Source organism: Xenorhabdus budapestensis (genome assembly GCF_017743015.1).
In the GTDB taxonomy this organism is placed as follows: Bacteria; Pseudomonadota; Gammaproteobacteria; order Enterobacterales; family Enterobacteriaceae; genus Xenorhabdus; species Xenorhabdus budapestensis.
In genome coordinates, this window is the sequence record NZ_CP072455.1 from 606,161 (window position 1) to 631,611 (window position 25,451).

General features: G+C 52.6%; 15 protein-coding genes. All 15 read right to left on the bottom strand.

All coding sequences use genetic code 11. The features are described from left to right. Positions 1-15: 15 nt before the first annotated feature. Entirely contained in the window at positions 16-858 is an 843-nt protein-coding gene (locus tag HGO23_RS19525) for a hypothetical protein (protein ID WP_244967936.1), read from the bottom strand. A 150-nt stretch (positions 859-1,008) separates the two neighbouring features. Next, the gene (locus HGO23_RS02615) at positions 1,009-1,362 is read right to left on the bottom strand and encodes a hypothetical protein (RefSeq protein ID WP_209027876.1); all 354 of its coding nucleotides are present in this window, start codon (positions 1,360-1,362) and stop codon (positions 1,009-1,011) included. After that, positions 1,337-1,489: a hypothetical protein gene (locus HGO23_RS02620; protein ID WP_209027877.1), complete on the bottom strand. Its 153-nt coding sequence runs from the start codon at positions 1,487-1,489 to the stop codon at positions 1,337-1,339. Before HGO23_RS02620 ends, HGO23_RS02615 begins: the two co-directional genes overlap by 26 nt. Positions 1,490-1,592: 103 nt before the next feature. Then, the gene (locus HGO23_RS02625; RefSeq protein WP_209027878.1) at positions 1,593-2,492 is read right to left on the bottom strand and encodes an IS982 family transposase; all 900 of its coding nucleotides are present in this window, start codon (positions 2,490-2,492) and stop codon (positions 1,593-1,595) included. A 98-nt stretch (positions 2,493-2,590) separates the two neighbouring features. Next, complete coding sequence (locus tag HGO23_RS02630) at positions 2,591-2,863, bottom strand: TNT domain-containing protein (RefSeq protein WP_209027879.1); 273 nt, start codon at positions 2,861-2,863, stop codon at positions 2,591-2,593. 582 nt (positions 2,864-3,445) lie between these two features. Continuing rightward, a complete protein-coding gene (locus HGO23_RS02635; protein ID WP_209027880.1) occupies positions 3,446-3,691 on the bottom strand; it encodes a hypothetical protein in 246 nt (81 codons plus the stop codon). 15 nt (positions 3,692-3,706) lie between these two features. Beyond that, entirely contained in the window at positions 3,707-17,446 is a 13,740-nt protein-coding gene (locus tag HGO23_RS02640) for a hemagglutinin repeat-containing protein (protein WP_209027881.1), read from the bottom strand. Further along, positions 17,443-17,982 carry a toxin-activating lysine-acyltransferase gene (locus HGO23_RS02645; protein WP_209027882.1) on the bottom strand — a complete coding sequence of 180 codons (540 nt, stop codon included), beginning with the start codon at positions 17,980-17,982 and terminating at the stop codon, positions 17,443-17,445. The genes HGO23_RS02640 and HGO23_RS02645 overlap by 4 nt, the downstream gene beginning before the upstream one ends. 10 nt (positions 17,983-17,992) lie before the next feature. Further along, entirely contained in the window at positions 17,993-19,690 is a 1,698-nt protein-coding gene (locus HGO23_RS02650) for a ShlB/FhaC/HecB family hemolysin secretion/activation protein (RefSeq protein ID WP_209027883.1), read from the bottom strand. A gap of 168 nt (positions 19,691-19,858) precedes the next feature. Beyond that, entirely contained in the window at positions 19,859-19,996 is a 138-nt protein-coding gene (locus tag HGO23_RS02655; protein WP_209027884.1) for a hypothetical protein, read from the bottom strand. 34 nt (positions 19,997-20,030) lie between these two features. After that, complete coding sequence (locus HGO23_RS02660; RefSeq protein ID WP_209027885.1) at positions 20,031-21,545, bottom strand: conjugal transfer protein TraG N-terminal domain-containing protein; 1,515 nt, start codon at positions 21,543-21,545, stop codon at positions 20,031-20,033. Beyond that, positions 21,542-21,892, bottom strand: coding sequence for a hypothetical protein (locus HGO23_RS02665; protein WP_209027886.1), 351 nt, complete (start codon positions 21,890-21,892; stop codon positions 21,542-21,544). The genes HGO23_RS02660 and HGO23_RS02665 overlap by 4 nt, the downstream gene beginning before the upstream one ends. A gap of 8 nt (positions 21,893-21,900) precedes the next feature. Continuing rightward, positions 21,901-23,325 (bottom strand): integrating conjugative element protein, encoded by a 1,425-nt coding sequence (locus tag HGO23_RS02670; protein ID WP_244967937.1) that lies wholly within the window; start codon positions 23,323-23,325, stop codon positions 21,901-21,903. Positions 23,326-23,378: 53 nt separating this feature from the next. Then, positions 23,379-24,347, bottom strand: a complete 969-nt coding sequence (locus tag HGO23_RS02675; protein ID WP_209027888.1) for a TIGR03756 family integrating conjugative element protein — start codon at positions 24,345-24,347, stop codon at positions 23,379-23,381. Next, positions 24,344-24,745, bottom strand: coding sequence for a TIGR03757 family integrating conjugative element protein (locus tag HGO23_RS02680; protein ID WP_209027889.1), 402 nt, complete (start codon positions 24,743-24,745; stop codon positions 24,344-24,346). The genes HGO23_RS02675 and HGO23_RS02680 overlap by 4 nt, the downstream gene beginning before the upstream one ends. Positions 24,746-25,451 lie beyond the last annotated feature (706 nt).

Sequence of the window (25,451 nt, forward strand, 5' to 3'; positions counted from 1 at the left end):
TGTTTAATTAGGCGCTTACCATGTTTTAGGCTCAAGTCCTCTCCTAGGATCAGAGAATCTGATTGTTTCCGCTGGGGTTAATTTATCGTCGAAGTTACGGACATTTGCCTTAATGTCAATACCAGCTTCCCTTGCAGCAGTTATACGTGTGTTATCCATACTCGTAAACTTCCCATAAGGCATTTTCACAACATCAACAGGATCCCCTTTCCAACCATCTTTTTTCATACCTGAAACAAGATCGTCATAACTATATTTCACACCACTGCCTCTTTCAGTTTTATTATATGAAACCGTATTCTGTGAAAACCTGATTTCATTAGGATTAAATGTCGATATATTACTTATTGTTCCTTTCGCTACATGCCCAGTCTGGCTATGCGATGTTTTCGTAGCTTCCGCTTGAACACCTTTATCAGCATTACCTTGTGATGCTTTGGGTTCGCTATTTACTGTATTAACTTGCTGGCCTTTGGCTGAGTTAGCACCTTTATTATCCGTCACTGCGTTTGAAGACGATGGTTTAGTCCCTTTGCTGTTCATACCGCCAGTCACAGCAGCCATCGCCGCGCCAGCCAAGATTTCAGCCTGCTGTTTATCGATACCGTAGCGACTAATCAACTGATGCGCAAATTCCATACTGGAGAGCACGCCTTCGGTCTCAATCTGCTGGGCCAGCAATGAAGACATGTCATTCTTCATGCGTGACGGCACATCTTCACCCAGTACGCGATCTATTGCCTGACGCACTAACAGGCCGTTAGCCGGAATATCACCGTATTTTTCCTTACAGGCCGCCGGATTCGACGCACAGACCGCAATCAGTTCTTGTTGCTGTTTGAGGCTCAGATCTTCCATTTCTTTCACAATCAGTTTGCTGTCGCCGCGCGCCTCGCCCCCTTTTGCCCTCGCCGCAAAATCATCGATTTGGTCAGCGTGCAGGTAGTTTGACTCAACCGAGTTTTTCGCGGTAAAAAGATTCCAGCGCTTGAGCTAGGATTTTTCTGACTAATACATTTTAAATAACCAAAGTACAAACCCAGCTAAAGCACCTGCTCCCCCAATTTGCAAATGAACTCCTATATTGTCTTTGATGGAACAAAAAATATCGGCTTTGTCTATAAACCATAAACTAAAGGCCTGTGAGATAACACTCAGCAAGAAGACAGCCAAGAAAAAAGAAAATGACAGATAACACATAATCGCTATTGATTTCATTTTATTTTTTTTCATTTTGCTGTTTTCCTTCTTGCATTGCTCCGCCAACAGTAGAGTTGAACCAACCTGATACAGCTGAATCACCAACGTTACCAACCACTGATGGGACTGAGCTTTTTTAATCACAGCGGCTATCGGCATCAATCAATGTTTCAGTATGCGTGATGCCATCGCCTGTTTTATGGTCTTTGCCCACATTGACGCTGGTCGAGAATTTAATGCCGTAACCAATGAAGTGCTCCCGACAATATGGTTGGGAGCACTTCTTCATGTACAACAGCGATAATGTGGCTTATTTCTTATAATAATATGATATCCATAATATTACTCCTAAGGGTACTCCCATTAATCCTAATTTTACGCGATGCTCGACTTTAACATCCTATAACGTTGGCTTGTTGAAGCCAGTCGCGTTGACTTTTACCTTGTTTAAAATTGGCAAAAATACCCAACGTGTGAGAAAGCAGTTTTCTGACAATTCGATTACTCAAATGCCACAAATCCCGTGCCCAGCACTTCTCGATAGCAAATTGTCCGGCGAGTTGACCAATCACGGTTTCAATTAAACGGCGTTTGGCGTTAATGACCCTTCTCGTTTTTCTGGGGATGGGATCATCCATATTGGCACGCACAGGGGTAATCATTTCAATACCCTCTACCTTCATTTCCTGTTTAAATTCAACGCCTAAATACCCTTTATCACCAAGCAAACAGCCTTTTATCGAGCCGATCACATCCCAGGTTGCTTCACGCTCACTGACATTGGCGGGCGTCAGTGTAAACCCGGTTACCACGCCGATTTCGTCTATCATGAGATGTCCTTTGAAGCCGTAGTAAGTTTCGTTTTTGGCGGCGCAGTACCCATAATCGGCTTGTCCTTTGAAGTTGGCACAGCCTTTTGCTCTTTTGAATCCACAGACGGGCAGCGGAAATCCGTCGATAATATGTACCGGCCTGTCGAGCGCGCCCAATAACCTCGCCCGCTTTTCTTGCAGTTGTTGTTTAACAACCCAAAGATTCGAAATCTGTTTAGCGAAATTGGCGCGTGAACCTAGCCCCGGAAACCACTCGCGCCAGTGGTCATTAAAGTACGTCCAAATGCCTTTATCTGTTGAAAATCCTAAAAATTCACCCACCACTTCCATCGTGATGGCTTCTGCATCGCTCAATTTAGGCGGATATCCCCGGTTTCTGAATCGCATACCTTGCTGTAACTGCGTTAAATTGTCATCTACCCAACAAAACACCCAAATGATAAAATCTTGCTGTGACATAGCCTTTTGTTCCTTTATTTCTCTATTTTTGACGACTGAAAGTTATAAAGGTGCGGCTATGTCATTTCAACTCACCACCATAAAAGTCGAGCATCGCGTTATTCATAGTATTTTTCAGCTCTTGCACCAGGCGCTAAAGCTCTTTGTTCATAAGGCGTTCCTTTAGGGGCAATAAATGAACCATTAGGCTTTCCATATCTATCCAAACGAGTTCCAACAGGAAGAGTAGTTTTAACAGGATCTTCAGCAAAACCTAAATTTTTAGGCCAATTCCAACTGCCATCTTTATTTCTAAACTTATCGTAATATGAATATCCACCCGCTTCTGCATCTGCGATGGTATTACTGGGCAGATTTGTCTGTTCTGGCATTGGATTTCCATTTGGTACATTTCCCTTATCAGAGAAAGACCTTGTGATCCTGTTATCCTTATACCACTACACACTCGACCATCGAATCTGTTGCCTGTCCTCATGCTAGAATTGCTATTCTTGATAGTCCTGCTCTTCAGACTGGATGACCTGTGCACCTTTAACCTATGTTATATTTTAAGCAAATTTCATAAGAGGAAATTTTCCCGTTAAGCAATTTATCGCATTCTTCTTCAGTAATTTCAGTAATACACTCCCCTCCCGCCAAGGTTCCTGATAAACATTTAAAAATGTATTTTCCATCTTCTTTTTTTACTCTCCATTGACCTGGATCTGTTGAAAATTCATTTTCTTCCAGTTTAGGTCCCGAGTATTCAGAAGCAGGTTTTTTTTAAAATACGAACTTAAGGCTATAACACACATCTCATCTAGCAAAGCACAAAACCAATGGAAATGCTGTTACAGGATTGGCTTATCCCATAAATCGATTTATGCTTGAATTCAGTGGCCGCCTAAACGGCCACGTTTAATGTGGAGTAGCGATTACATAAAATCATAAATAAGGTTTTTGATTATTAAAGGTTAAGATACATTATACTTGCGGCATAACTCATCAAATGTAATGCCATGCTCGATCGCCTGTAAGTAATCATATTTATTTATCTCCACCTCTTTCAGTTGACCAAAAAACTCACCAGAAATATAAGAAAATATGTATTTACCATTTTCAACCCTGACACTCCAGTTATCTTTGATAAATTCCCCCTCAATTGGTTTCTGATGTGTATTTTGGTAAGAAAGAGGCTCTTCTTCATAATATTTATTCATCATTTCACCTAAAAATTACTTGATTTTTATTTCAGTTACAGGAGGCTTATGTGAAAAATTCATCACAGCTTCAGGTACTCCGCCAGATGTATACCCGCCTGGTATCCACTGGTTGTTTGCACCCCCCTCATTTCCTGAAGGAATTCTTAGCCCTTGCATATTTTCACGCTTAACATGAATAATCATAACATCAGAATCATTTAATGTTCTTTTATCAAGACCTAATTTATTTTCTATGATCCTAAGATCACCTTTTGACTCATATAATATTTTATCAAATGCTGATTTAGGCATAACAAACCCACCATCAGGTCCTACTGTGTCAAATTTTTTATAGGCAGCTCTAGACGTTATCCTAACCGCTCCTTCATTGAACTTAGCTAAATGAGTTTCAATTTCAGCCTTCGCCATGTATGTAGAAGGATCAGGTCTTTGACCATGTGGCGTATTAATAATTTCATCGATTTTACTTCTTGATAAATTAGTCCTTACTTGCTCAATATATTTATGAGGAACCTTTTCAGTACTAACAATTGGGTTCACAGTACTATTTTCTAAAGGTTGCTCAGGTGCCCCAACAACTCCTTTTGTACGACTATTATGCCCTCCATCAGAAAAAGATCTCGTAACTCGGTTATCCTTATCCACCAAAACCGTGACCGTTTTCCCAGTTTTCGGTGATGTCAATACCGTGGTTACAGAGCCACTCAATCCAATTGCTGCATAGGTAATTTCCGAATACTCCGATGGGACACCCAATGCTTCAAGTCCCTTAGCCCCCATGGTTTTCACTGGTTGACCTGACACTAAAGTGTTAGAACCCGCATTCATGTTATCCAGTCCCTGTGTCGCCATCACTGCACCAACCGCACAGCCAATACCTGTACCACAAGACACGGTGCCACCGATAACCTCAACCGCTCCGCCTGCGGTTTGTAACAAACCACCTGCACGGGTTGTTAACTGGTATTTACCATCCGCATACACAAGATTGTCTGCCAGTGCATCGGCTTTTCCATACTGGAACATCGGAAACGCATAATGAGCTATTGTGCCGTCCGGTTGTGGAACATCAATCGTCAGTGTTTCTTTCGCTAACTGGTCACGCAAGGCAGCATATTCAGGTGAATTACCTTTCTCTTCCAGCTGCTTATATTTAATCCATTCTTCCGTGCCTTCCACAAACTGGGCAGAACATTTAACTATTGCACAGGCCGCAGCATCCAGTACCTCCTTCGGTGCCACACCTTTTTCCGCCAAAGTCTGTAGTCGTTCTTTCTCGACGCTGGTTGTTAGTCTATTTGCATCAACGGCATTTTGGGCTGTCTGTGCCCCGGCAACTCCGCCTGCGGTAGAGTTGGTGACCAGTCCTGCGGCAATCCCGCCTGCCAGGGTCGACAGGTTGCTGACCGTTTCCTTCTCCGCCGGTGAAAGATCTTTCGGGTTTTTATCTCCGTACAGTGCACTCATAATAGCAGACGCGGCCAGTTCGCCGCTCACCGCGCCCGTTGCCCCGGCAGTGGCCGAGCCGCCCTTCATTTCGGCAATCACCCCGCCCAGAATCGCATGCGCCATCAGGTTGGTGGCTTTTTCTGCCGGTGTCAGTTGCTCATACGTTTTATCGCCATAAGTGAGTGCTTTCACCGCGTTTGCCAGATAAGGCGCTGCCCCGCTGGCAATGGCCGATGGGATATCACCGCCCGCCAGGCCCTGCAACGCCCCGATGACTGCCGTCACCGCCTGACGCTGGCGGCTGCCGATATCCGCACCCTGCTCTCTGATGGCACTGTCGTAGGCTATCTGATATGCCCGGTCAGCCACCGATGTCGCATCGACGGGCTGGCCTTCTGCCCTCAGTTGTTTTTCCGCATCCTGTTTCAGTTTTTGCTGCGTTTGCGGGTCTTTCAGGTCTTCCGTGGCTTTCTTCGTCGCCTTAATCGCTTCATGCGTATTGTAGATATCCATCACCTGAGTGCCGATTTCAGCGATAGCCTGTGCCTGCGCCAGCCGCCGTTGCTCTTTCTCCTTGTCAAAAATCGGACTCAGGCTATTGGCGGCGTTATCAGTATCCCGGCTTAAGTCAGCCACATCCTGTGTCTGCTTATCGGCATCCCGCACCACCATCGTGCCGTCACTGACCGCCGCATGGGTGGTCGACGACTGGCTGTCATGCTTATGGGTGCCGGCCAGCATATTCGATGACATATTGGAAACCAGCTGGCTGCCCACCGCGCCGCCGGTACTGATACCTACACTCTGGTGCTCCGTTTTGTACTCTGCCTTGTTCTGGATATCACTAAAACCCAGTGTGCCGGTGTCCAGCCGGTTTTTGTCTTTCTCTGCGTGACTTGCAATCACCGCGCCGTCAAGCCGGGTATGTTCCCCCACTTTGACATCAAAGCCACCCTTGCCGGCAAAAATCCCTGTCTGCTCGTTCACCGAATCAAACGTGCTGTGCATCTTGTCACGGCTGGCATTCACACTGGCTGAACCGCTCATTGAGCCATAGGTGAAGCTGGCACCCGCACTGGCATTCTGCTGCTTGCTGTCGTAGTTATCCTTGTCCTGTTCACTTTGCAGATGCAGGTTACGGCCCACATCGGCCGTTACTTTCTCCCCGCTGACCTGTGCGCCTTTCAGCGTCGTATCCTGACCCGATTTCAGGCTGACCTGATGACCCGCATCAACCACCGTTTCGGTATGAGTGACCCCGTCGCCGGTTTCATGGCCTTTGCCCTTGTTGACGCCGGCCGAGAATTTAATGCCGTAACCGCCCTGTCCGACGGTCAATCCCACGCCGACACTGCCACCTTTACTGCTGTTTTCGCCCCGGGTGGTCTGGGTGTTTTCAGCCGATTCCAGCACGATATCGCGTTTGGCGTCCAGCGTCATATCGCGGCCGGCTTTTAAGGCACTGCCCTGCACCTGAATATCGCCGCTGTCCTGCGTCGTGCTGTCTCCGGTGGCTTTAATGCGAATATCCTGCCCGGCACTCAGGCTGCTGCCCTGTGATTGCGTCTGTTCCGTGCGGGTTTGTGATTTCGCCGACTGGCTGCCGTAAGAAAGCTGGATACCAATAGTGTCGGTCGGTTTTTGCGCCTCCCCGCCCGCCTGATTAATCGCCTCGGCTTTCGCGGCGTCGGCCTGACTGAGCTGCCACGCCTGATAGCCCTGCACCCCGGACAGCGTGGCCTGCGTGCCTTTCAGCACCTGCAGGCGGCTGTCTTTCGTGTCTTTGGCTTCATTCGCCGTCTGCACCGTCGTGTTAACCGCACTGCCGACCGCCCCGGACAATGCCAGTGTCAGGCCTGACTGCTTCTGCTCGGCTTGGCTCAGTTCCGTATGGCTGTTTTTCGCGGCCGTGACAGCCACATCTTTGGCTGCAATATCAATATCTTTACCGGCGATGATATCGCTGCCCTGCACGGTGGCCTGTTCGCCGGCATGCAAAGTGACATGGCCGTCACTGCTGCCCACGGTGCTGCCTTTTTGCAGTATAGCATCGCTGTCGCTGGACTGTTTGAGTGTCGAGCTGCCTATCGTAAAGCCCACGCCTCCCGTGCCCATCAGGCCGGATTTTTTCTCTTCTTTCCGGGTGAACCGGTGATTGGTCTCTTCGGCCGTGGTGATGTTCAGATTCTGGCCGGCATGAACAGCCACATCCCGGGTGCCCACCACATTGCTGCCCTGCACGGTGGTATCCTGACCGGACTGAATGTTCACCGTATCGCCGCTCAGGGTGCTGCTGACTGCCTGGGTGCGGTCATATTGCTCCCGGGTGGTGGTGGTGGTCGAGGAAACCCAGCTGTTGCTGCCTTTCACCTTCAGGTATTCGTCATGGGTTTGCTGCTGTTCACCCGCCACGACCGCCACATCCCGCCCCGCATCCACTTGCAGTGTTTTACCGGCCGTGATACCGGTTGCGCGAAGGTTAACATCACGTCCGGCGCGCAGGCTGACCTGCCCGGCACTGTGAATGTCCGTTCCCGTTTCCCCTGATTCTGTGTGGGCCAGATAGTTATCCCGGCGCCATTCAAGGTGTTCACGCTGCGCGGTTTTGGCTGTCCCGAACTGAATATCCCGCCCCGCGTCTAACTGAATCTCACTGTGTTGACCCTGTGACATCAGTTGTGCGGCCGACGTATCAATATCCTTGCCTGCCCGCAGGTGCAGTTTGCCATCCGCGCCCTGCACATACACCCGCGCAACGTTATCCACGTCAGTGGCACTGAACCGGTTATTGCCGGCCTGATTTTCACCGCTGCGGGTGGTACTGGCGATATCAATATTATGCCCTGCCCCTATCGTCAGTGACTGACTGGCGCCTGTCGTCCCGCCCCGCTGGACCATATCGGTCCGGGCCTGCAAATCAACCTGGCTGCCCTGCACAAACCCGCCCTGATTGCGGATATTCTCCGCCAGGATGTTAATATCCTGACCGATAATCCGTCCCTGATTAAGCAGGTCGCCATGCAGTTGCACATTGACCTGGCGGCCACTGAGCAGGGCGCCAGTGCCATCCAGTGAACCGGCCTGCGTGCGCACATACACCTGGGGAACCCGCACGGTTTGCTGACGGCCGTCCGGTAAGGTGACCGTCGCATTGACCAGCCAGACCATGTCTTCGGTGAGACGGGCCATCTGTTCCGCATTCAGGGCAATCCCCGGCGCCAGATTAAAGGCGTGCCGGGCACGCACGCCGGCATTCATCAGCGCCTTAAATTGTTCCTCGTCATTCTGGTGTCCCGGCAGATAACGTTTGCCGGTCAGGTTAATCACCTGCTCACGGATCAGGCGCTGTTCATAGAAACCATCCCCTAACCGCTTGTGCATGTTATTGTGATCCCAGCGCAGCTGCTGTTGCATATAGTCCGTCCCCAGCCATTTTTTCAGCCGGGTAAATTGCGGATCGGTTTCAACCAGCGGCAGGTTGTCGATCACCGCCACCGCCGGTGTGGGTGGCGTATTGTCGGGCGGCAGATTCAGTTTAAACAAGCTGTTGTCCGGTAACTGATAATTCGGCACTTCCGTGCGGATGATGATGGGTTTTTCGCCCACATTCGTGATCCTTTCCGCCACATCAATGGGTTTCTCGCCCACATTCGTGATTTTTTCCGCCACGCCAATGGGTTTCTCGCCCACATTCGTGATTTTTTCCGCCACGCCAATGGATTTCTCGCCCACATTCGTGATTTTCTCATCCCGTCCGGTGTTTTTTTCACCGACGCTGATCAGCTTCTCACCCACCGTGAAGGTTTTACCCGGTTCAGTCAGTTTTTCCCCTGCGATAACCGGCGTCTCTGCTGTGCCACCGGTGATGGTCGGCCTTTGACCCGTCACCGCCGCAGGCGGGATGATCACTTCCAGCCGCTGTCCCGGCCTTAAGGCGACTTCACGCAGCGGGGTTGCCGCTTCCGTCAGGCCGGCGTTAATCTGCCCGCCACGGACTGGTGTCATCTGTGCCGCGGTGCCCTGATAATCAGCCGGCCGCTGGCCAGCCAGAGTGACCGTGCCCTGTGATGACCGGACTGTCCCGGGGGTCAGGGTGATGGCCTGGATTTGCGCAGGGGGTTCATAGCGCGATGACCCCCGGCCTTGCCGGTCACGCCCTTTTTTCCTGATGCGCCAAAAATTCTCCACCCGGCCTTTATCGGTGATATAACGCTCACCCGGCACATCCCGGTTATGGATATCCCCGCCCGTGACCGTCAGCAATCCCCCTGCCACCACCTGGCTCTTATCGTTTGTCAGCGTCGTGGTATCGATGATCAGGTTTTTCCCGGCCAGTATTTTCGCCGGGTCGGTTTCTTTCACCCGGGTTTCTTCTGTCGTGCGGGTGTACCGGTAAATCTGAAAGTTATCCCGGCATCCCCTGTTATCCACACAGGCGTGAGAGACTTCATCATGACGGATAATGACTCTATGGTTTTTCGCATTATAACGTTGCCCCCAGACCTGATATTCCTCCATGGGCGTCTGCGAAATGCGCTCAAGTTCGGTCTCAAAATGGTCATTGACGTTATTGATAGTCTCGGCCGCCAGCCGCATCTCCCCCATGGCTTCAATATAGGCGCTGTGGTTATTGATGACCTGGCCTTTTCCGCTGGCCTGATACCGGTCATCCAGCTTGCCGCCAAAGGCAAAATCACCGTCACTGTAAATCAGGCTGTGGGCCTGGTTATTTAATGTTCCCACACCCAGATCAAGGCGTTGGCGGGCCGCAATCACCGCCGATTGACCTTTGGCCATGATGTCGTTGTCATTGCCCGCTTTTGTCGCGAACCACTGCTCCCGTTTTGCCTTTGTCCCGGCATCCACCCGGTTATTCAGCATCCCCGCTTCAATGGCGATATGATCACCATAAATCCGCCCCGTCCCCTGGTTGGTCAGTTCAGCGGCACGCAGATAGGTTTGGGTACCATCCAACAACCCGGTGTTGACGAGGGTATTTTTGACGGTCCATTGATGGTGATCCGCCAGGATTTTCCCGGTGGCCTCGTTGGTCAGGTTATCCGCCGCCCCCGCCAAGGTGCCGGCACTGATCAGGCCGTTATTGATGACATTGCCCTGACTGCTCAGCCGTAAACGCCCATTGGCAATGATTTCACCGGTATGAATAAAATCTTTCAGCAGTATCAGTTGGATATCGCCCAGTGAGCGCAGTTTTCCGTCACCGGTGGCCGCGTCGGCATCCACCGTCAATACTTTCCCGGCTTTGATCTCACCGTCTGTATTGGTGACCGCCAGTTGACGGCCCTGTACGGTCAGTTGCCGGTTGGCCTGTAACTGTCCCTGCGTGTTATCGAGCGCCGAAGCGAGTTTTAGCGTGGCATTTTCGGTGGCGAATAGTTGCCCTTTGGCATTGTGCAGTTTGTCCGCCGTGATAATGACATTTTTACCCTCAATCCCGTTATCCTGCTGTTGCGTGTCCTGATTGTGGATTTCCTGCGCACTCAGTTCGGCATCACCGCCACTGCGGATTAAACCGGCTTGATTATCCATGTGGTGAGTGACGCGCGCGGTCAAATCGGCCAGCGCCAGTATTTGTCCCTGGGTATTCAGCAGCGCATCAGCATCAATACGCAGCCCGGCCTCGCTCAGGATCTTACCCTGTTGACGGTTATCCAATTGTTTGGCGGTGAATGTGGCCGATTTGCCATGCAAGGTGCCGCGCGGGTTTTTCAGATCCCCGCTCTTCACCTCAAGCTCAGCCTGACTGTCAATCACGCCATCGGTGTTATCGAGTGTCTGCCCCTGCGTATCGACAGATAAATCCTGACGGGCGGTGATCCGCCCGGACTGATTATCCAGCCTTTGGCCTGTCAGGGCAAACCGGGTCTGCGCTGCCAATAATCCCTGCCGGTTAATGATGTTGTCCGCCGTGATATCCAGGCTGCCTAATGAGGCCACTACCCCCCTTTCGTTATTCAGCGCCCCGGTATTCAGCACCATAGCCTGTTTGCTGGTGATCCCGTTATGATCACCACTGTTGCGGTTAATTAAGGATTTTGCGTTAAGTGTCAGTTTGCCGCCACTTTGTAGCAAACCCTGATCATTATTCAGCACATCCACACGCAGTTGGGTGTCTTTCCCGCCCAGGAGCTGACCGTGCCGGTTAAGGACCGTGTTTCCGCTCACATTCAGTGGGTCATGGCTTTCAATATGGCCGGACTGGTTATTCAGGTCCGCGACAGTCAGGCGCAAAGCCCCCTGGCTGAACACCCCGCCGTTCTGACCACTGTCCCGGTTATCCAGTTGCTGACCGTGGGTGTCGATGGTCAGGTTTTGGCCGCTGCGTATCGACCCGTAGCGGTTCAGCAATTCACCGGTCCGCAACGTCATCTGCCGTTCTGCGGCGATAAGACCCGCGGTATTATTCAGTTGCTGCTGGTGCGTATCGATATCTGCCGTGCCCGCCCGGATTTGGCCGCTTTCGTTATTAATCGCCTGAGCGGTCAGTTGCAGGTTGTGCTGACCGGCAATTTTCCCTTCAGTATTAGTTAGCTGCCCGGTGGTCAGGGTGATATCCCCGTTCGACGCCGTTATCTGCCCCTGTCGGTTATCCATCTCGTCAACCACCACGGTCATGCCGGCTGAGGCGACTAACTGGCCTTGCTGGTTATTCAGCCGGTTTTTTACCGTCACCTGAAGCTGGCCGTCTTCGGCCGCAATGATTTGGCCCGACTGATGATTCAGTTCGCCGTTATCCAGCCGCTGTTTTTGCGGGTTCTCTTGATGATTATTCTGCTGTTCTTCCGTCAGGGTGTGGTTATTCAGCGCCGCTGCATTAACCTTCACCGTGCCGTTGGCAGAAATCGTTCCGCTGCCGTTATCCAGTTCATGCTGAACATCCAGCGCCATTATACCGGTGCCCTGTTGGGTCATCTTCCCTAAACGGTGATCCAGTGATTGAACATGGGCCGTGATATGTTGTGCCGACGTTTCGCTGTTCACCAGATGGTAATCCCCTCCATCCAGTTTCAGTTCACCGTCAGAAATCAGGCGGCCTGCTTTACCCTGAAAGTGGGCCGTGTCAAGGGCCATCACGCCGGTTCCGGCATGGATCAGCCTGCCGTTATCATTTGCAATGGTCTGCGCCTTCAACGTCAAATCCCGCCCGCGGGATTCAATGATCCCGGCCGTATTGTCAATCCCGGCCGGGTGCTCCAGGATAAGCGATGGTGGCCCGGTCTGGGTGATTTTACCCTGATGATTGTTCAGCTTCTGGCTGCGGAGGGTCAGCGTTTCAGCCCGTAACCGGCCACGCGTGTTATCAATCCGTTCGGGTGCCGATAACGTGAGGTGTTGACGGGCGCTGACGTGGGCATCCTGTAAATGTAACTGCGTGTCAGACGTCAGTGTCAGATCGCCGGCCTCCGTTTGACTGCCCGCCAGTGAGAGATCTTTTGCGTTCACCGATAACCGGTCATGGGCCAGATTCTGCCCGTGAAGCCGGGCTTCCTCTGTGGTTTTTAGGGTCAGGTTACCGTGTTGGGTCAGCCTGAGCGCGTTATCCATACCGGCTGCCAGAGTACTGCCCTGATGGCTATACAATGATGTGCTTTGGCTTTCAAGGTGGCGCCCGGCCAGTATGCGCCCCGGGTTGTCGAGGTGTCCGCGGGTGGTGATTGTCATGTCCTGCCCGGCGGTGATGTCTCCCTCATTCATCAGGTTGCCCTGATCAGGCAGGGTCACATCACCGAATGCCCTTATCACGCCGCGGTTGGTCAGCTCACCCGGGCTATGGAGCGTCAGGTCTCCCGGTTGGGATAAACGGCCTTCTTTATTATCTACACCCGCGGCCAGCACCCCTTTTTCCTGATTGGATAAGGAAGCACTGTGGATATTCAGGTGACGGCCTGCCAACATTTTGCCCGGGTTAACCAAGTGTCCGGGCGTTTTAAGCCGAATATCGCGGCCACTACTCATCTCCCCCGCATTTTCCAGTGCCGCCTGATTGTCGATAACGATATCATCCGATGCCGCCATTACCCCCTGATTGGTCAATTGACCGCGACTGTCGAGGGTCAGATTGCCCGGCTGAGTCGGTTTGCCATGAGGGTCAGTCCCTGCCGCCAGTTCACCTTTTTTCTGGTTTTCTAATGCCGCACTGTGGATATCAAGGTGGTGGCCGGCCAGCACCCTGCCCTGATTGGTCAGCTTGCCCGGGGTGTTGATCCTGATATCATGGTCAGCGCTTATCTCCCCTTGGTTCTCCAGCGCGGCCTGATTATCGAGGGTGATATCATCCGACGCCGTCATCACACCCTGATTGACCAGTTGACCGCGACTGTCGATGATAAGATTGCCCGGCCGGGTCAGGTTGCCCTGATCATCCGTACCGGCCGCCAGCATCCCGTTCTGATGGCTGACTAATGCGGCACTGTGGATATTCAGGTGACGGCCTGCCAGTACTTTTCCGGCATTATCGAGAGCATCACGGGCTTTTAGCGTGATATCGCCACCCGAAGTGATATCGCCTGAGTGAGTAAAAGCGCCTTCATTCTCAATATGGATAGACTCGGAAGCGGTAATAATGCCCTGGTTGTCCAGTTTGCCCTGACTCTGGATCTTCAAAGTACCCGGCGGCTTTTTATCTCTCCCCGCGGCCAGCATACCCGTTGTCTGGTTGTCTAAATCTGCACTCTGGATATCAAGGATATGACCGGCCAGCACCTTGCCCTGATTGGTCAGCTTGCCCGGGGTGTTGAGCTTGATATCACGACCCGCGCTGACCTCTCCCTGATTTTTCAACCCGGCCTGATTGTCGATAACGATATCATCCGATGCCGTCATCACGCCCTGATTGACCAGTTGACCGCGACTGTCGATGATAAGATTGCCCGGCCGGGTCAGGTTGCCGCGATCATCCGTACCGGCCGCCAGCATCCCGTTCTGATGGCTGACTAATGCGGCACTGTGGATATCCAGGTGGCGGCCTGCCCGCATTTTTCCGGCATTATCGAGAGCATCATGGGCGCTTATCGTGATATCGCCACCGGCGGTGATATCCCCTGAGTGAGTAAAAGCGCCTTCATTCTCAATATGGATAGACTCGGAAGCGGTAATAATGCCCTGGTTGTCCAGTTTGCCCTGACTCCGGATCTTCAGATTGCCTGGCTGGGTTTTATCCCTTCCCGCGGCCAGCATACCCGCTGTCTGGTTGTCTAAATCTGCACTGTGGATATCAAGGATATGACCGGCCAATACCCTGCCCTGATTGGTCAGCTTGCCCGGGGTGTTGAGCCTGATATCACGACCCGCGCTGACCTCCCCCTGGTTCTCCAGCGCGGCCTGATTATCGAGGGTGATATCATCCGACGCGGTCATTACTCCCTGATTGACCAGCCTGCCGCGACTGTTGATGATGAGATTACCCGGCCGGCTCAGGTTGCCCTGCTCATCCGTACCGGCCGCCAGCATCCCGTTCTGATGACTGACTAATACGGCACTGTGGATATCCAGGTGGCGGCCTGCCCGCATTTTCCCGGCATTATCGAGAGCATCACGGGCTTTTAACGTGATATCGCCACCGGAAGTGATATCCCCTGAATGAGTGAAAGCCCCTTCATTCTCAATATGAACAGACTCGGAAGCGGTGATAATGCCCTGGTTGTCCAGTTTGCCCTGACTCCGGATCTTCAGGTTGCCCGGCTGGGTGTTATCCCTTCCCGCGGCCAGCTTACCCGCTTGCTGGTTTTCTAAATCAGCACTGTGGATATCAAGGATATGACCCGCCAGCACCCTGCCCTGATTGGTCAGCTTGCCCGGGGTGTTGAGCCTGATATCACGACCCGCGCTGACCTCTCCCTGATTTTTCAACCCGGTCTGATTCTGGATGTCGATATCATCCGATGCCGTCATCACCCCCTGATTGACCAGTTGACTTCGACTGTCGATGATGAGATTGCCCGGCCGGGTCAGGTTGCCACGATCATCTGTACCCGCCGCCAGCAGCCCGTTCTGACGACTGACTAACGCAGCACTGTGGATATTAAGATGACGGCCTGCCCGCATTTTTCCGGCATTATCGAGATGCTCACGGGCTTTTATCGTCATATCACCACCGGCGGTCATATCCCCTGAGTGACTGAAAGCCCCTTCATTCTCAATATGGATAGTATTGGAAGCAATGATAATACCGTGGTTATCCAGTTTACTCTGACTCTGGATTTTCAGGTTGCCCGGCTGCGTTTTATCCATCCCCGCCGCCAGCACCCCCTGCCGGCCGCTTTCTAACGCCGCACTCTGGATAGAGAGATGATGGCCGGCCAACACCTTACCCTGATTGGTCAGCTTTCCGGACGTGGTGATCCTGATATCACGGTCAGCGTTTATCTCGCCCTGATTATCCAGCGTCGCCGGCTCTTCGATAACAATATCTTCCGTGGCGGTCATCATCCCCTGATTAACCAGCTGACCCCGGCTGTTGAGAGTCAGTTTGCCCGGCTGGGTTTTATTCATTCCCGCAGACAGTAACCCGTTTTGACTGCTCTCTAAAGATGCACTCTGGATATCGAGATGATGACCGGCTAACATTTTGCCCTGGTTGGTCAGCGCGCCCGGGGTTTTTATCGTCATCGCTTTCCCGGCGCTGATATCCCCGGCGTTAGTGAGCGCCGCTTTATTCTGAATGTCGATATTGTCTGACGCGGTCACAATCCCCTGATTATCCAGTTTTCCCCTGATATCCAGCGTCAGGTTACCCGGCTGAGTTAATTTGCCGTCTTTATCAGCGCCGGCGGCCAGAACAGGGTGTGGCTGGCGATCAGCAGGCAGCCGAACCTGTTTATGGCTTGTCAACGACGCACTGTGGATATCAAGGTGACGGCCGGCCAACATCCGTCCCTGATTATCCAGGTGATCGCGGGTGTTGACAGCCATATCCTGACCCGCCGTGATATCGCCCTGATTGATGAAATGCCCTTGATTCTTAACCTTCACCTCAGCAGAGGCGTCTATCGTCCCGCTGTTGGCAAGATGACCGCCACTGTTGAGTTTCAGGCTGCCCGGTTTACGACTGCCTGCCGACAGCCGCCCCGGGTTCGTTACATCGCCCTGATTGTCGACAGTCAGGTTATCCGATGCCGCTATCGTGCCTTTATTGCTGAGGAGACCACGGCTCTGAATGGTCAGATTGCCGGATTGAGTCCGGTTGCCTTCTTTATCGACACCCGCCGTGATATTTCCCTGATTCGCCAGCGCCCCCTGATTATTGATGGTCACATCAGCAGACGCCGTAATGACACCGCTGTTCGTCAGTTTGCCCTGGCTATCCAGCGTTAAATTGCCTGCCTGCGCCCCTAACTGCCCGGCATTGCGTACCCCGACGCCCTGCTCTGTGCCGACCAGCTTGATTTTATTGGCATACATCCCGCCCACGGCCGCCACATCCAGGCTGAATGCCGGTTTATTCTTCCGGCTCTCTGACAGCATTTCAGTCACATTGCCCTGGGCATCCACCCGGTTGCGTCCGGTTGTCACGGTTAAATGGCTGGCGTGGAGTCTGGCATTAATATTGACGGCACGGCCAATCAGACGGGTATAATCACTGCCGGTATCATTCAGCCCTTTACCTTCCACGCTGATGAGTCCCTGATGCGCCTCATCCACTTCAAACCCTTTCAGGCGCCCGCCTTCCAGCAGGGTTTTCCCCGCCGCCAGCGTGGTCTGGCTGGCATTGATAAAACCACACCCCTGACAGGTGATACCTGCCGGGTTAGCAATAATCACGTCCGCCCGTTGTCCGGCGACTTCAATAAAGCCGTTCAGTTGGCTGGGATGGCGGCTGTTCACTTCATTGAGGATGATCTTCGCTTCACCCCGGGCTAACCACGGGTTCGCGGTGATAAGGCCGCCCAGTTCGGTTTGGGTATTGATGCTGCTGTTATTGAGGATGGCCCCCCGTTGCGCCACATCAAACTGGCTGTACTGATTACGGGAAACCCCATCCCCATTCGGTGTCTGGATATTGATTTGGGGTATACCGTTGGCCGTGGCAATGACCGAGGGCTGCTGCGTACCGGGCGCATTGTTGTCCGCCACAATGCCCGCCTGTGCACTCAGGCTGACCAGTCCCAGTGCCAGTGAGACCCCGAACACCAAAGGGGTTAAGGCCACCCGGGCTGACGATAATGAAGGCACCGATATTCTGTTTCGTGCCTGTCCGGCCGTGTGGCTGCGGACTAACTCAGACACCACCATCAGCATCTGACGGGTTTTATTAAAAATCACGCGGTAGCAATGTTTATTCATCGCGCAGCCCCTCTTTCAGGTAAGTCTACGGTCAGGGGATGGTTATCCCACCATGCAGCGGCCTGTTCACGGCTGACACCGGCCCCTCGAAAACGGCGCACCTGCGCCCCGCGCGCTGCGCCTTTGTGATAAAGCGCCCGGACACACTGATAAGGAAAAATGTCATGTTTGATTAAATCAGCCATCACACGGCTATGACCAAACGGCGCTACCCAGTCCACAATCCAGAGCCGATCCCCCCGGTTCGATGCCAGGCGGCGATTATCCCCGTCATCCGTTGTCAGGTAATGGTGTTCGGTTTCTTCATCAAACCGTGACCAGCTCAGGTAAAACACCGGCTGGCCCTGCTGACTGATCAGCACATACTGTTGGGCCTTAATAAAAGGCAGGAGCAGGGTGGCAAGCGAACTTAACGGTGCATCCTGGTGCAGGGGGGAGTGCATCCACAGCCAGGTTGCGGCACCCAGCATTTCTGGGTCATTTTCATGCCCGCCCAGAAGCAGGGGAGCACGTACGTCATAATCACCGATGAACATGTCTGCCCCCTCAGTACTGCCAGTTCAGGCTGAAATTGACGTGGGCAGGGTCGGTTTTAAAGCCATCCGGTTTGGAGAAAGGCGTACCGACCGACACGTCATAGGCCATATTCACCGGGCGGATATGACCTTTCAGCCCCATCACGCCGCCCGCCAGCGTGCGGCCGATAAGGATTTCCGACCTGTGTCCGCCCACCCGGCCGTAATCCGCCCCCAGATAAAGCTGTTGATCCGGCACCGGGGTCTGCCAGGAGAGGGTATTACGCCATGCCCAGCCCTCATCGGCACTCAGCGTGCGTTCACCATCAAAACCCCGCACCGTCCAGCGACTGCCTATACTGAATTGATCCTGCGGTGTCAGCAGGGTGTGACTCCATTGCTTCTGGTATTCCATCCGGTGCTGAAAGGACTGGCTGCCCAGCTTAAAGGGCGTATTAATTGCCACCGATAACTGGATAATTTCTGATTTTGCCGTGGCGTAGTTTAAGGAAGATTTATCATTGCGCTCTTCAGACGCCGGCAGTGCCCCAAACCAGCGGGTGCCTTTTTGATAACGGATACCCGCATCCAATATCGCTGCGCCGATATAATGGCGGTGATCCAGCCCCAGGCTCCAGCGGCTGGTGCGGCGTTTCTGATTACCAATTTCGGTCTGTTGCATGAAATTGCGGGTTTCGCGCACATTCACGCCATAAGTGAATGTGGTTTTTGAACGGGCATTACGGTGCAGGACACGGCTTAATTGCGTGTTCAGACTGCGGCTTTTTCCGCGATATCGGGCATCCCCGTTAAGTTCCGGTACGGTCTGCATATAGTTGTATTTGCTGCCGGTGACCGCAAATTGCCAGTAACCGAACGGCACCGAATAATGCGCGGTATAGCTGGTGGAATCCTTGCGGCGGGAAAAAGCCAAATCACGGCTCAGGGAGAGATAAAACAGGTCACTCAGTGACATCGGGTTATCCAGCGCCAGCATCAGCCCGCCCTGCGTGCGTCCGGTGGTTTTGGTCCCGCTGTTATCGACCCAGGCTCCCACATGCCAGAAACGCGACTGCCGGCGTTTAATCACGATATCGCTCTCGCCCGGCTGTTCACCCGGCACCAGTTCCATCGACGCCTGAACATTGGGGATGCGCTGAAGGTTTTCAAGGCCTTGCTCGATATCCCGCAAATCCAGCACATGGCCATTATGGGCCGGCATCGCGGTATACAGCGTCGCGTATTTATCCGACTCATCGGTATAGCGTACCTGCCGGATTTTGCCGGTGACAACATTGAGTTTCAGTTCCCCCTGACTCAGATCCTGCTCCGGTGCCAGAATGCGGGTGGTCACCCAGCCGTGGGAAATCAGCCGGTTCTGCATAGTGCTCATCAGGAGGCCAATCCCCTGTGCACCCAGGCAGTGTCCGTTGGCCTGATTTGCCAGACGTTGTAACGGCACCCAGTGCGGCAGGTCTTCCCGGCCGGATAAGGTGACGTTATGAATCACAAAACAGGGCGATTCTGTGGGAAACGTCAATGCAGACGTGGATACCGTTTCATCCGAAAGCCGCACCGTCGGTGCCTTCGCCTCCAGGCGTTGCTCTAACGCTTGCTGCTGCTGCTTTTGATGAATAAAAGGTTGGTCATCTGCCTGCACAGGCTGAACAACGCATACAGCCCATCCGGCCAACCCTGCGAACATGCTGCTGCGAGTTACCGTTGCCATCATTGAACCCGTCGGATACTTAATGATTATTGAATGATTTTGAGAGAACTGCGCGAGAGGGTATTATGGTTGAAAGTGTTTTAATTTCAACCAACATGATCGCATGATGATCAAAAAGATGAATATTTAGACTATCCAACTGTCATTATGCAACAAAACGGCAATGGATTAACATTCACCAAACATATTGCGTGTAGTATTAAGTATATTCGTCTGCATTTTGCCTGCCTGAAAAACAAAAGCATGGCGAATATGATAAGGAAAAATAACAAATGGCATGTTTTTCAGAGTATTCTGACGGGACAACGATCCCCCCTTATATGACAAAAAACGGGTCTCACTACTTTCCCTTCGACAACATCTTCTGCATCACCATCTGCCCGAACATCCCCGCAGATTGCCTGACCTGCCCCACCCCCTGACTCATCATACCGGCCACATCACCCATTCGCACCCCGGCCCAGGCCAATGCGCCCAGCCAGACCATCGGCAGCACAATAAACAACGTGCCCATCACCAGTCCCATAATTAAATCCTCCGAGGTATTCTGAATACCGGCCAGATTCAACAGGCTGTGGGTGTCTGAGCCATACAAGGCGTCCAGTAAATAACTGTCCAGCCAGCGGGCGGTTTCCCACCAGAAGGTCAGGAAATTCAACGCAAACAGGGCGAACGTCAGGGTGAGTACCGTCTTAAATTCATAGGCGGCAAACAGCAGGATCAAGGGGATCAGAATATACAACGCCATCAGGATCACCGCCTGCATCATGGGTAAAGCCTGACGTACCGCATCAAACATCGGGGCACTGATCAATCCCCCTAATACCGTCCCCGCCGCCGCACCGACCCGGTTGGAACCGTCCCAGACCGTAAAATCCGCGTTGCCCCCATAGCCCGCATACACATAGCCTGCCTGAGATACGGTCAGATTCACCGGACTGACCAGGCGACGGATCACCGCCTCTTTATATTCACGGGTTTCTTTGCCCAGCATTTTGAGGGCTGCCGACAAACGCAGCCATAATCCCGGATCGGCCTGGGCCAATACCCTGGTCTCCAGTCCGGTTTTAGGGGTTGACCACCAGGCCTGACAGGTGGGATAACCGCCCTGCCCGGTATTGGGCCGGCCACTGTCCCGGTTTTCATTCCACAGAAAATGCGCTCTGGGCGTTCGGGATTGCAGGGTGTGGTAATCGCCGGATAAAAAGGTGCGACTGCCCAGCCAGTCAATATCATGCAGTGTGGCCGGTTCGGTGGTTTGTCCCTGATCCCGTTGCTTCCACTGATAAAGCGCCAGTGCGTAACAGTCATGGGTGAAATCCTGCAATTCCGCCGCCAGTGCCGGATGACGGATACGGGTATGCTGTACTTCAAAACGCAGCTGCCTTAAATCCGGCCGGCAGGGAATGGTGGCTACCGCTGCCTGTGTCAGTCCCTTTGACAGCCGGTGTACCACGGCCCACCAGAGGGGCATCGCAGCTGTCTGATTATTCAGGCTGGAGATCACCGGCGCATAACCACTTTTATCCGGCGCTTTCGGTGTCCAGGTGCCACAACTTTTGGCACGGGAGGGGTCATACTGGAGGGTCGTCAGGCTGACACTCACCAGCGGCACACAGCACACCACCATCACGAAAAAGGCACCGTACAAGGTATTTTCGATCCGGGCGAGCGACTGTAATCCGCCATTACCGTCCTCTTCGCCACACTCCCGCACTTTCAGCCAGACCGCAATCACCTTTATCACCAAAGGGGTGGTGAACAGCCCGGTGGCGATCAGCATTTGCCATAACCCGTTATTGACCACCCAGCCGAGCAGGGTCAGAAAGTATTCCAGATAGCTGTTGGTGGTCATTGCGTTACCTCAACAGAGCCTGACAGAGCATATTCACCCAGCACAATAAACAGCAGGCTGACCACCATCATCCGTATCAATGTTGCGCGGTATTCCGGCTGGTGTGTTGTCTTTTGCCAGATTTTCCAGCTACCCCAGGCCAGCCCCAGATACAGGCCGTATCGCCAGACTCGCCAGAGAGGCCCTGTTTTTTCCATCCAGTGATGCAGGGCGGACGCTTTTTCGGAATGAGTCAACCCCAACCAGCCCGTCACTAGTGTGATAATGATGACCAGAGTGATAATGAGGCTTGCCCTGATGCTTTTTCTCACCAACTGAATAAAATAGGCTTTTGGGATTTCTGTCATGCTCCACCTTACCGCCGTTCACTGTGGGGCATTTCCAGCTGATAAAAACGGGCATCGGTACTGTCCGGCACTTGCTTTTGGGGATGGGCTTCAATCCGGCGGTTTTCCCGTTCAATAATGGTCAGGATGGCGTTACGGGACAGTTCCCGTTTCAGCAACATTTCATTTTTTAGCGCATTAATTTCCCTGTCCAGCGCATCAATCCGCCGTTCCCCTTCTGCCAGAGCTTCCGGCTGGGCAGCCGCATTCGGCTCTGACATACCGGTGATTAACATTCGCCGCATCAGCAAGGCTGTCTCTGCGATCTCGGCCATCGCCAGTTCACCCGCCAGACGCGCGGTCAACGCGGCGCTGTCCGGGTCTCGCTGCAACGCCTGAATGACACCCTGGGTCACGGCCAGACTGCCGGTTTTCAGTTTGGCCAGATTGGCGGCAGTCGGTTTTTCCGTGCCATTGACCAGTTTCACCAGCTGTTCAATATTGGCTCTGGTGTTCTCTTCCAGCATCGGCGCAAAGCCGGTGCCGGCCACCGTCGCGCCCGGTTGCTGAGATTCCCCCTCGCTGGTGCATTCTGCGGCATTGGCACAGGTGCGAATGGCACGGTCACCCAGCACTTTCACCACCGCCTCCGCCGCTTCGGTGGCATTCTGGAATTGGCGACAGGCACCGCCATCACACTGTTTGGTACTGACTGACGACTGGCTAAGCACCGGCAGGTGATTCATCATATTAAACCCCGCGCTGGCTAAATCACGGGTGGGCCGGATGGCATTTTGCCCCTTGCCCCCCTGCTTCTTCCCGCCAATCCATTGATGCCCGCTGGTGCCTGTCGATTTGCTGCCGGCATTATTCACTCTCACCGCATCCGCATCCCCACTGTTCACCCACGTCTTATATTCCTGTAGGGCAGCAGATTGTGTCCATTTACTGTTTTGCGCAAAATCCATCATCCGTCTGGCCATGCTCTGGCAGGTAAATTGTGCCTTGTCGAACGCTACATTGGCCTGCAAGACCCCGTTGGTCAGCATGTCATAGAGACCCGGATTGGCACGCTGAATGACCATGGCAGGTAAACTCGCCACCGCGCCGGTGGCTCCCTGGATCACTTCACTCATCAGGTTCTTAAATCCGGCTGTAATACCGTTTAACTGATTGCCGACCGTGGTTTTTAAATCAAAATTGCCACACATCAAATCGGAACTCCAGCCGAGTTCCAGTCCGCCCAGTCTGGTCAGGGAACGGCGGGTGGCCGGTTGTGAAATCACCGAGCCGCCACCGAGGGTATAAAACAGCGTATCGGAGACAGCACCGGAGACATCGGCACCATAGCCCAAAGCACCGTGACTGACCTGGGGCAGGGAGACCTTCAAAACCGAGGTTCCGTTTTCAGCCCGCCCCGTTTGCAATACCCCACCGGCCAGTAAGCAGGCCATCAGCCATAAAACTTTTCTTTTCAGCATAAGATGTCCTTTTTAAGATGTCCTTTTTAAATCTCGGTACTGCCCAGAAAGCGCTGTCCCCGGCGCTGACAACAGCTATAGGGTTGCCACAGGGCATACGCCTGATTGCCGTCAATAGCAGCAGTGTGTTCCCCGTCAGGAAACACCGCGCAGGACTGACTTAACCGGGGTGATAATCGCTGCCATTGATGGTTTTTGGTGCCGGTATTTTCTGTCACCGGCTCCGGTGGCCAATAACCGTCAGAGCGTTGACCTTTTAATGCCTGATAAACATGCGGTTGCCCTGCACGGGTGATAATATCCGCCACCCGCTGCGCCACCACAGCAGACGCCTTATCATCATCGGTCTGATTGACAAAGCCTGAGCGCGGGTAAATATGGCCCCACAAATTGGCGGCCATTTGGCTGCCCAGCTCCCGCTGACCGGGAATAAGCGCTTCAGGGTAAAACGATTCCGGCAACCCGGTGCGCCATGCAACGGTATCCAGCGTACTCAAAAAATAAGACACCAACGGGGTGGCCGCACTGCGGCAGGAATAACCGGGAATTTGCCCGCCTATCAGACGGGTGGCGGGATGCCCAATGGCATCGGCATATTTGAAACGCAAACGGGTACGGCGCTGGCCTGAAATCTGATTATTGTGGTGACCGCCGCCGGCAGTCAGATGAGATAACGCACCGGTGACGGCATTTTCCAGTTCGCCGGATAATCGGCTGACCTGCGCCATTTCTGACCACGGATTGCCGCCGGGGGAGTGATAGGTGGACACCACCGCTTCAGGGAGATAATGGGTGACTTTAACCGAGGTTTTTACCGTGCAGCCATGCCAGGAACAAAATAGCCAGTAACAAAGGCCGCTGACCCGCCACTGAATACAGGATGGCGAGAGGCTGCTGACCACAATCTGGGCAGTGTTGAGGGCGGCCTGCGCAAAGGGAGTAAACGCGGTTATCAGGGTGATGAGCACAGGAAAAGCAAGGCGTGGTGTCTTCATGGTTGACTCTGCTCCCTGAGGGCACTCGCCTTTGCCACATCCGCCGTACCATACACGACATCCCGGTCATCAAATACTACCGCAGGGTATTTACGTACGCCTAATTGCCATGCCTGAACAACGGCACGGTAAGCATTGATTATGTGCTGTTCCTGTTGATGCCATTGGGAGGATTGCAGAATAGCTTGTGCCTGCATAAAAGCCTGTTGCGGGTCGGCAGAAAGCTGAGCGAAGATTTTCTGCGGCTGTTGCTCAGCCGCATCCAGCCAGACGACAGAGGTATCCTGGGAAAAATTGACGGGAGGATGCTGACTGTCGGTATAAACCACCGTTTTGGTATGACTCGCTAATGCAGTCACCCATCCCAGACAGAATAATAATGTACAGCGCTTTCTCATTCCCACCTTCCCGTCTCTGAACACAGACGGCAAGCGTGCGGAAAAAATCCGGATAAGTCAGCAAACAATTCTTTTTTGCCACCGGCAAAAAAAGAACCGACATTGCCTATCAAATTCCCTCTATATTATAAAAAAACAATTAGATTAATATTTTTAATTAATAAATATGTATGATCAGCAACCTTTCCTTTTAATATCTTCATTTAATATAAATCTCTTCAAAAAAATGCCAATCAATTATTCACTACGACATAAGAGTTAACAATCAATGAAAAACAACAAGGAACCTGCCCCTTTTCCGTCATTAATGACAAAATGCTGGATACCGAAGACAAGGAATATCATGTTGTTGCAATGAAAATCGTCTATCAGCTTTAGCCTGTACGGGCAGCACCTTACTGGTAAACTGACGGTATAGGATATCCATATCAGCGCTTACATTAGCCCTAAATTGTTTGTTTAAACCGGGCATAACACAGTGAAAACTCATAGCCAAACATATCCAGTGTGCCGAATAGTTCACGGTGGCACAAAATATAGATGTTACATTTTCTCACCAGCTAACTCCATTTGAGCCTGTTCGGGAAAATGTTCCTTGACAGAGAATTAACGAGAGCATAAAAATCTATGGTCACCCTCGTTTTTGCAACACTCATTTTGATGAATTTTGGGCTTGCTTAAATCTATCCGGCGTCACTATAGGCAA

Excerpts from the sequence above, each read along its gene's own strand:
- HGO23_RS19525 (WP_244967936.1), bottom strand. The coding sequence starts at position 858 with ATGGAAGATCTGAGCCTCAAACAGCAACAAGAACTGATTGCGGTCTGT.
- HGO23_RS02620 (WP_209027877.1), bottom strand. The coding sequence starts at position 1,489 with ATGAAGAAGTGCTCCCAACCATATTGTCGGGAGCACTTCATTGGTTAC.
- HGO23_RS02625 (WP_209027878.1), bottom strand. The coding sequence starts at position 2,492 with ATGTCACAGCAAGATTTTATCATTTGGGTGTTTTGTTGGGTAGATGAC.
- HGO23_RS02630 (WP_209027879.1), bottom strand. The coding sequence starts at position 2,863 with ATGCCAGAACAGACAAATCTGCCCAGTAATACCATCGCAGATGCAGAA.
- HGO23_RS02635 (WP_209027880.1), bottom strand. The coding sequence starts at position 3,691 with ATGAATAAATATTATGAAGAAGAGCCTCTTTCTTACCAAAATACACAT.
- HGO23_RS02640 (WP_209027881.1), bottom strand. The coding sequence starts at position 17,446 with ATGAATAAACATTGCTACCGCGTGATTTTTAATAAAACCCGTCAGATG.
- HGO23_RS02645 (WP_209027882.1), bottom strand. The coding sequence starts at position 17,982 with ATGTTCATCGGTGATTATGACGTACGTGCTCCCCTGCTTCTGGGCGGG.
- HGO23_RS02650 (WP_209027883.1), bottom strand. The coding sequence starts at position 19,690 with ATGGCAACGGTAACTCGCAGCAGCATGTTCGCAGGGTTGGCCGGATGG.
- HGO23_RS02660 (WP_209027885.1), bottom strand. The coding sequence starts at position 21,545 with ATGACCACCAACAGCTATCTGGAATACTTTCTGACCCTGCTCGGCTGG.
- HGO23_RS02665 (WP_209027886.1), bottom strand. The coding sequence starts at position 21,892 with ATGACAGAAATCCCAAAAGCCTATTTTATTCAGTTGGTGAGAAAAAGC.
- HGO23_RS02670 (WP_244967937.1), bottom strand. The coding sequence starts at position 23,325 with ATGGCCTGCTTACTGGCCGGTGGGGTATTGCAAACGGGGCGGGCTGAA.
- HGO23_RS02675 (WP_209027888.1), bottom strand. The coding sequence starts at position 24,347 with ATGAAGACACCACGCCTTGCTTTTCCTGTGCTCATCACCCTGATAACC.
- HGO23_RS02680 (WP_209027889.1), bottom strand. The coding sequence starts at position 24,745 with ATGAGAAAGCGCTGTACATTATTATTCTGTCTGGGATGGGTGACTGCA.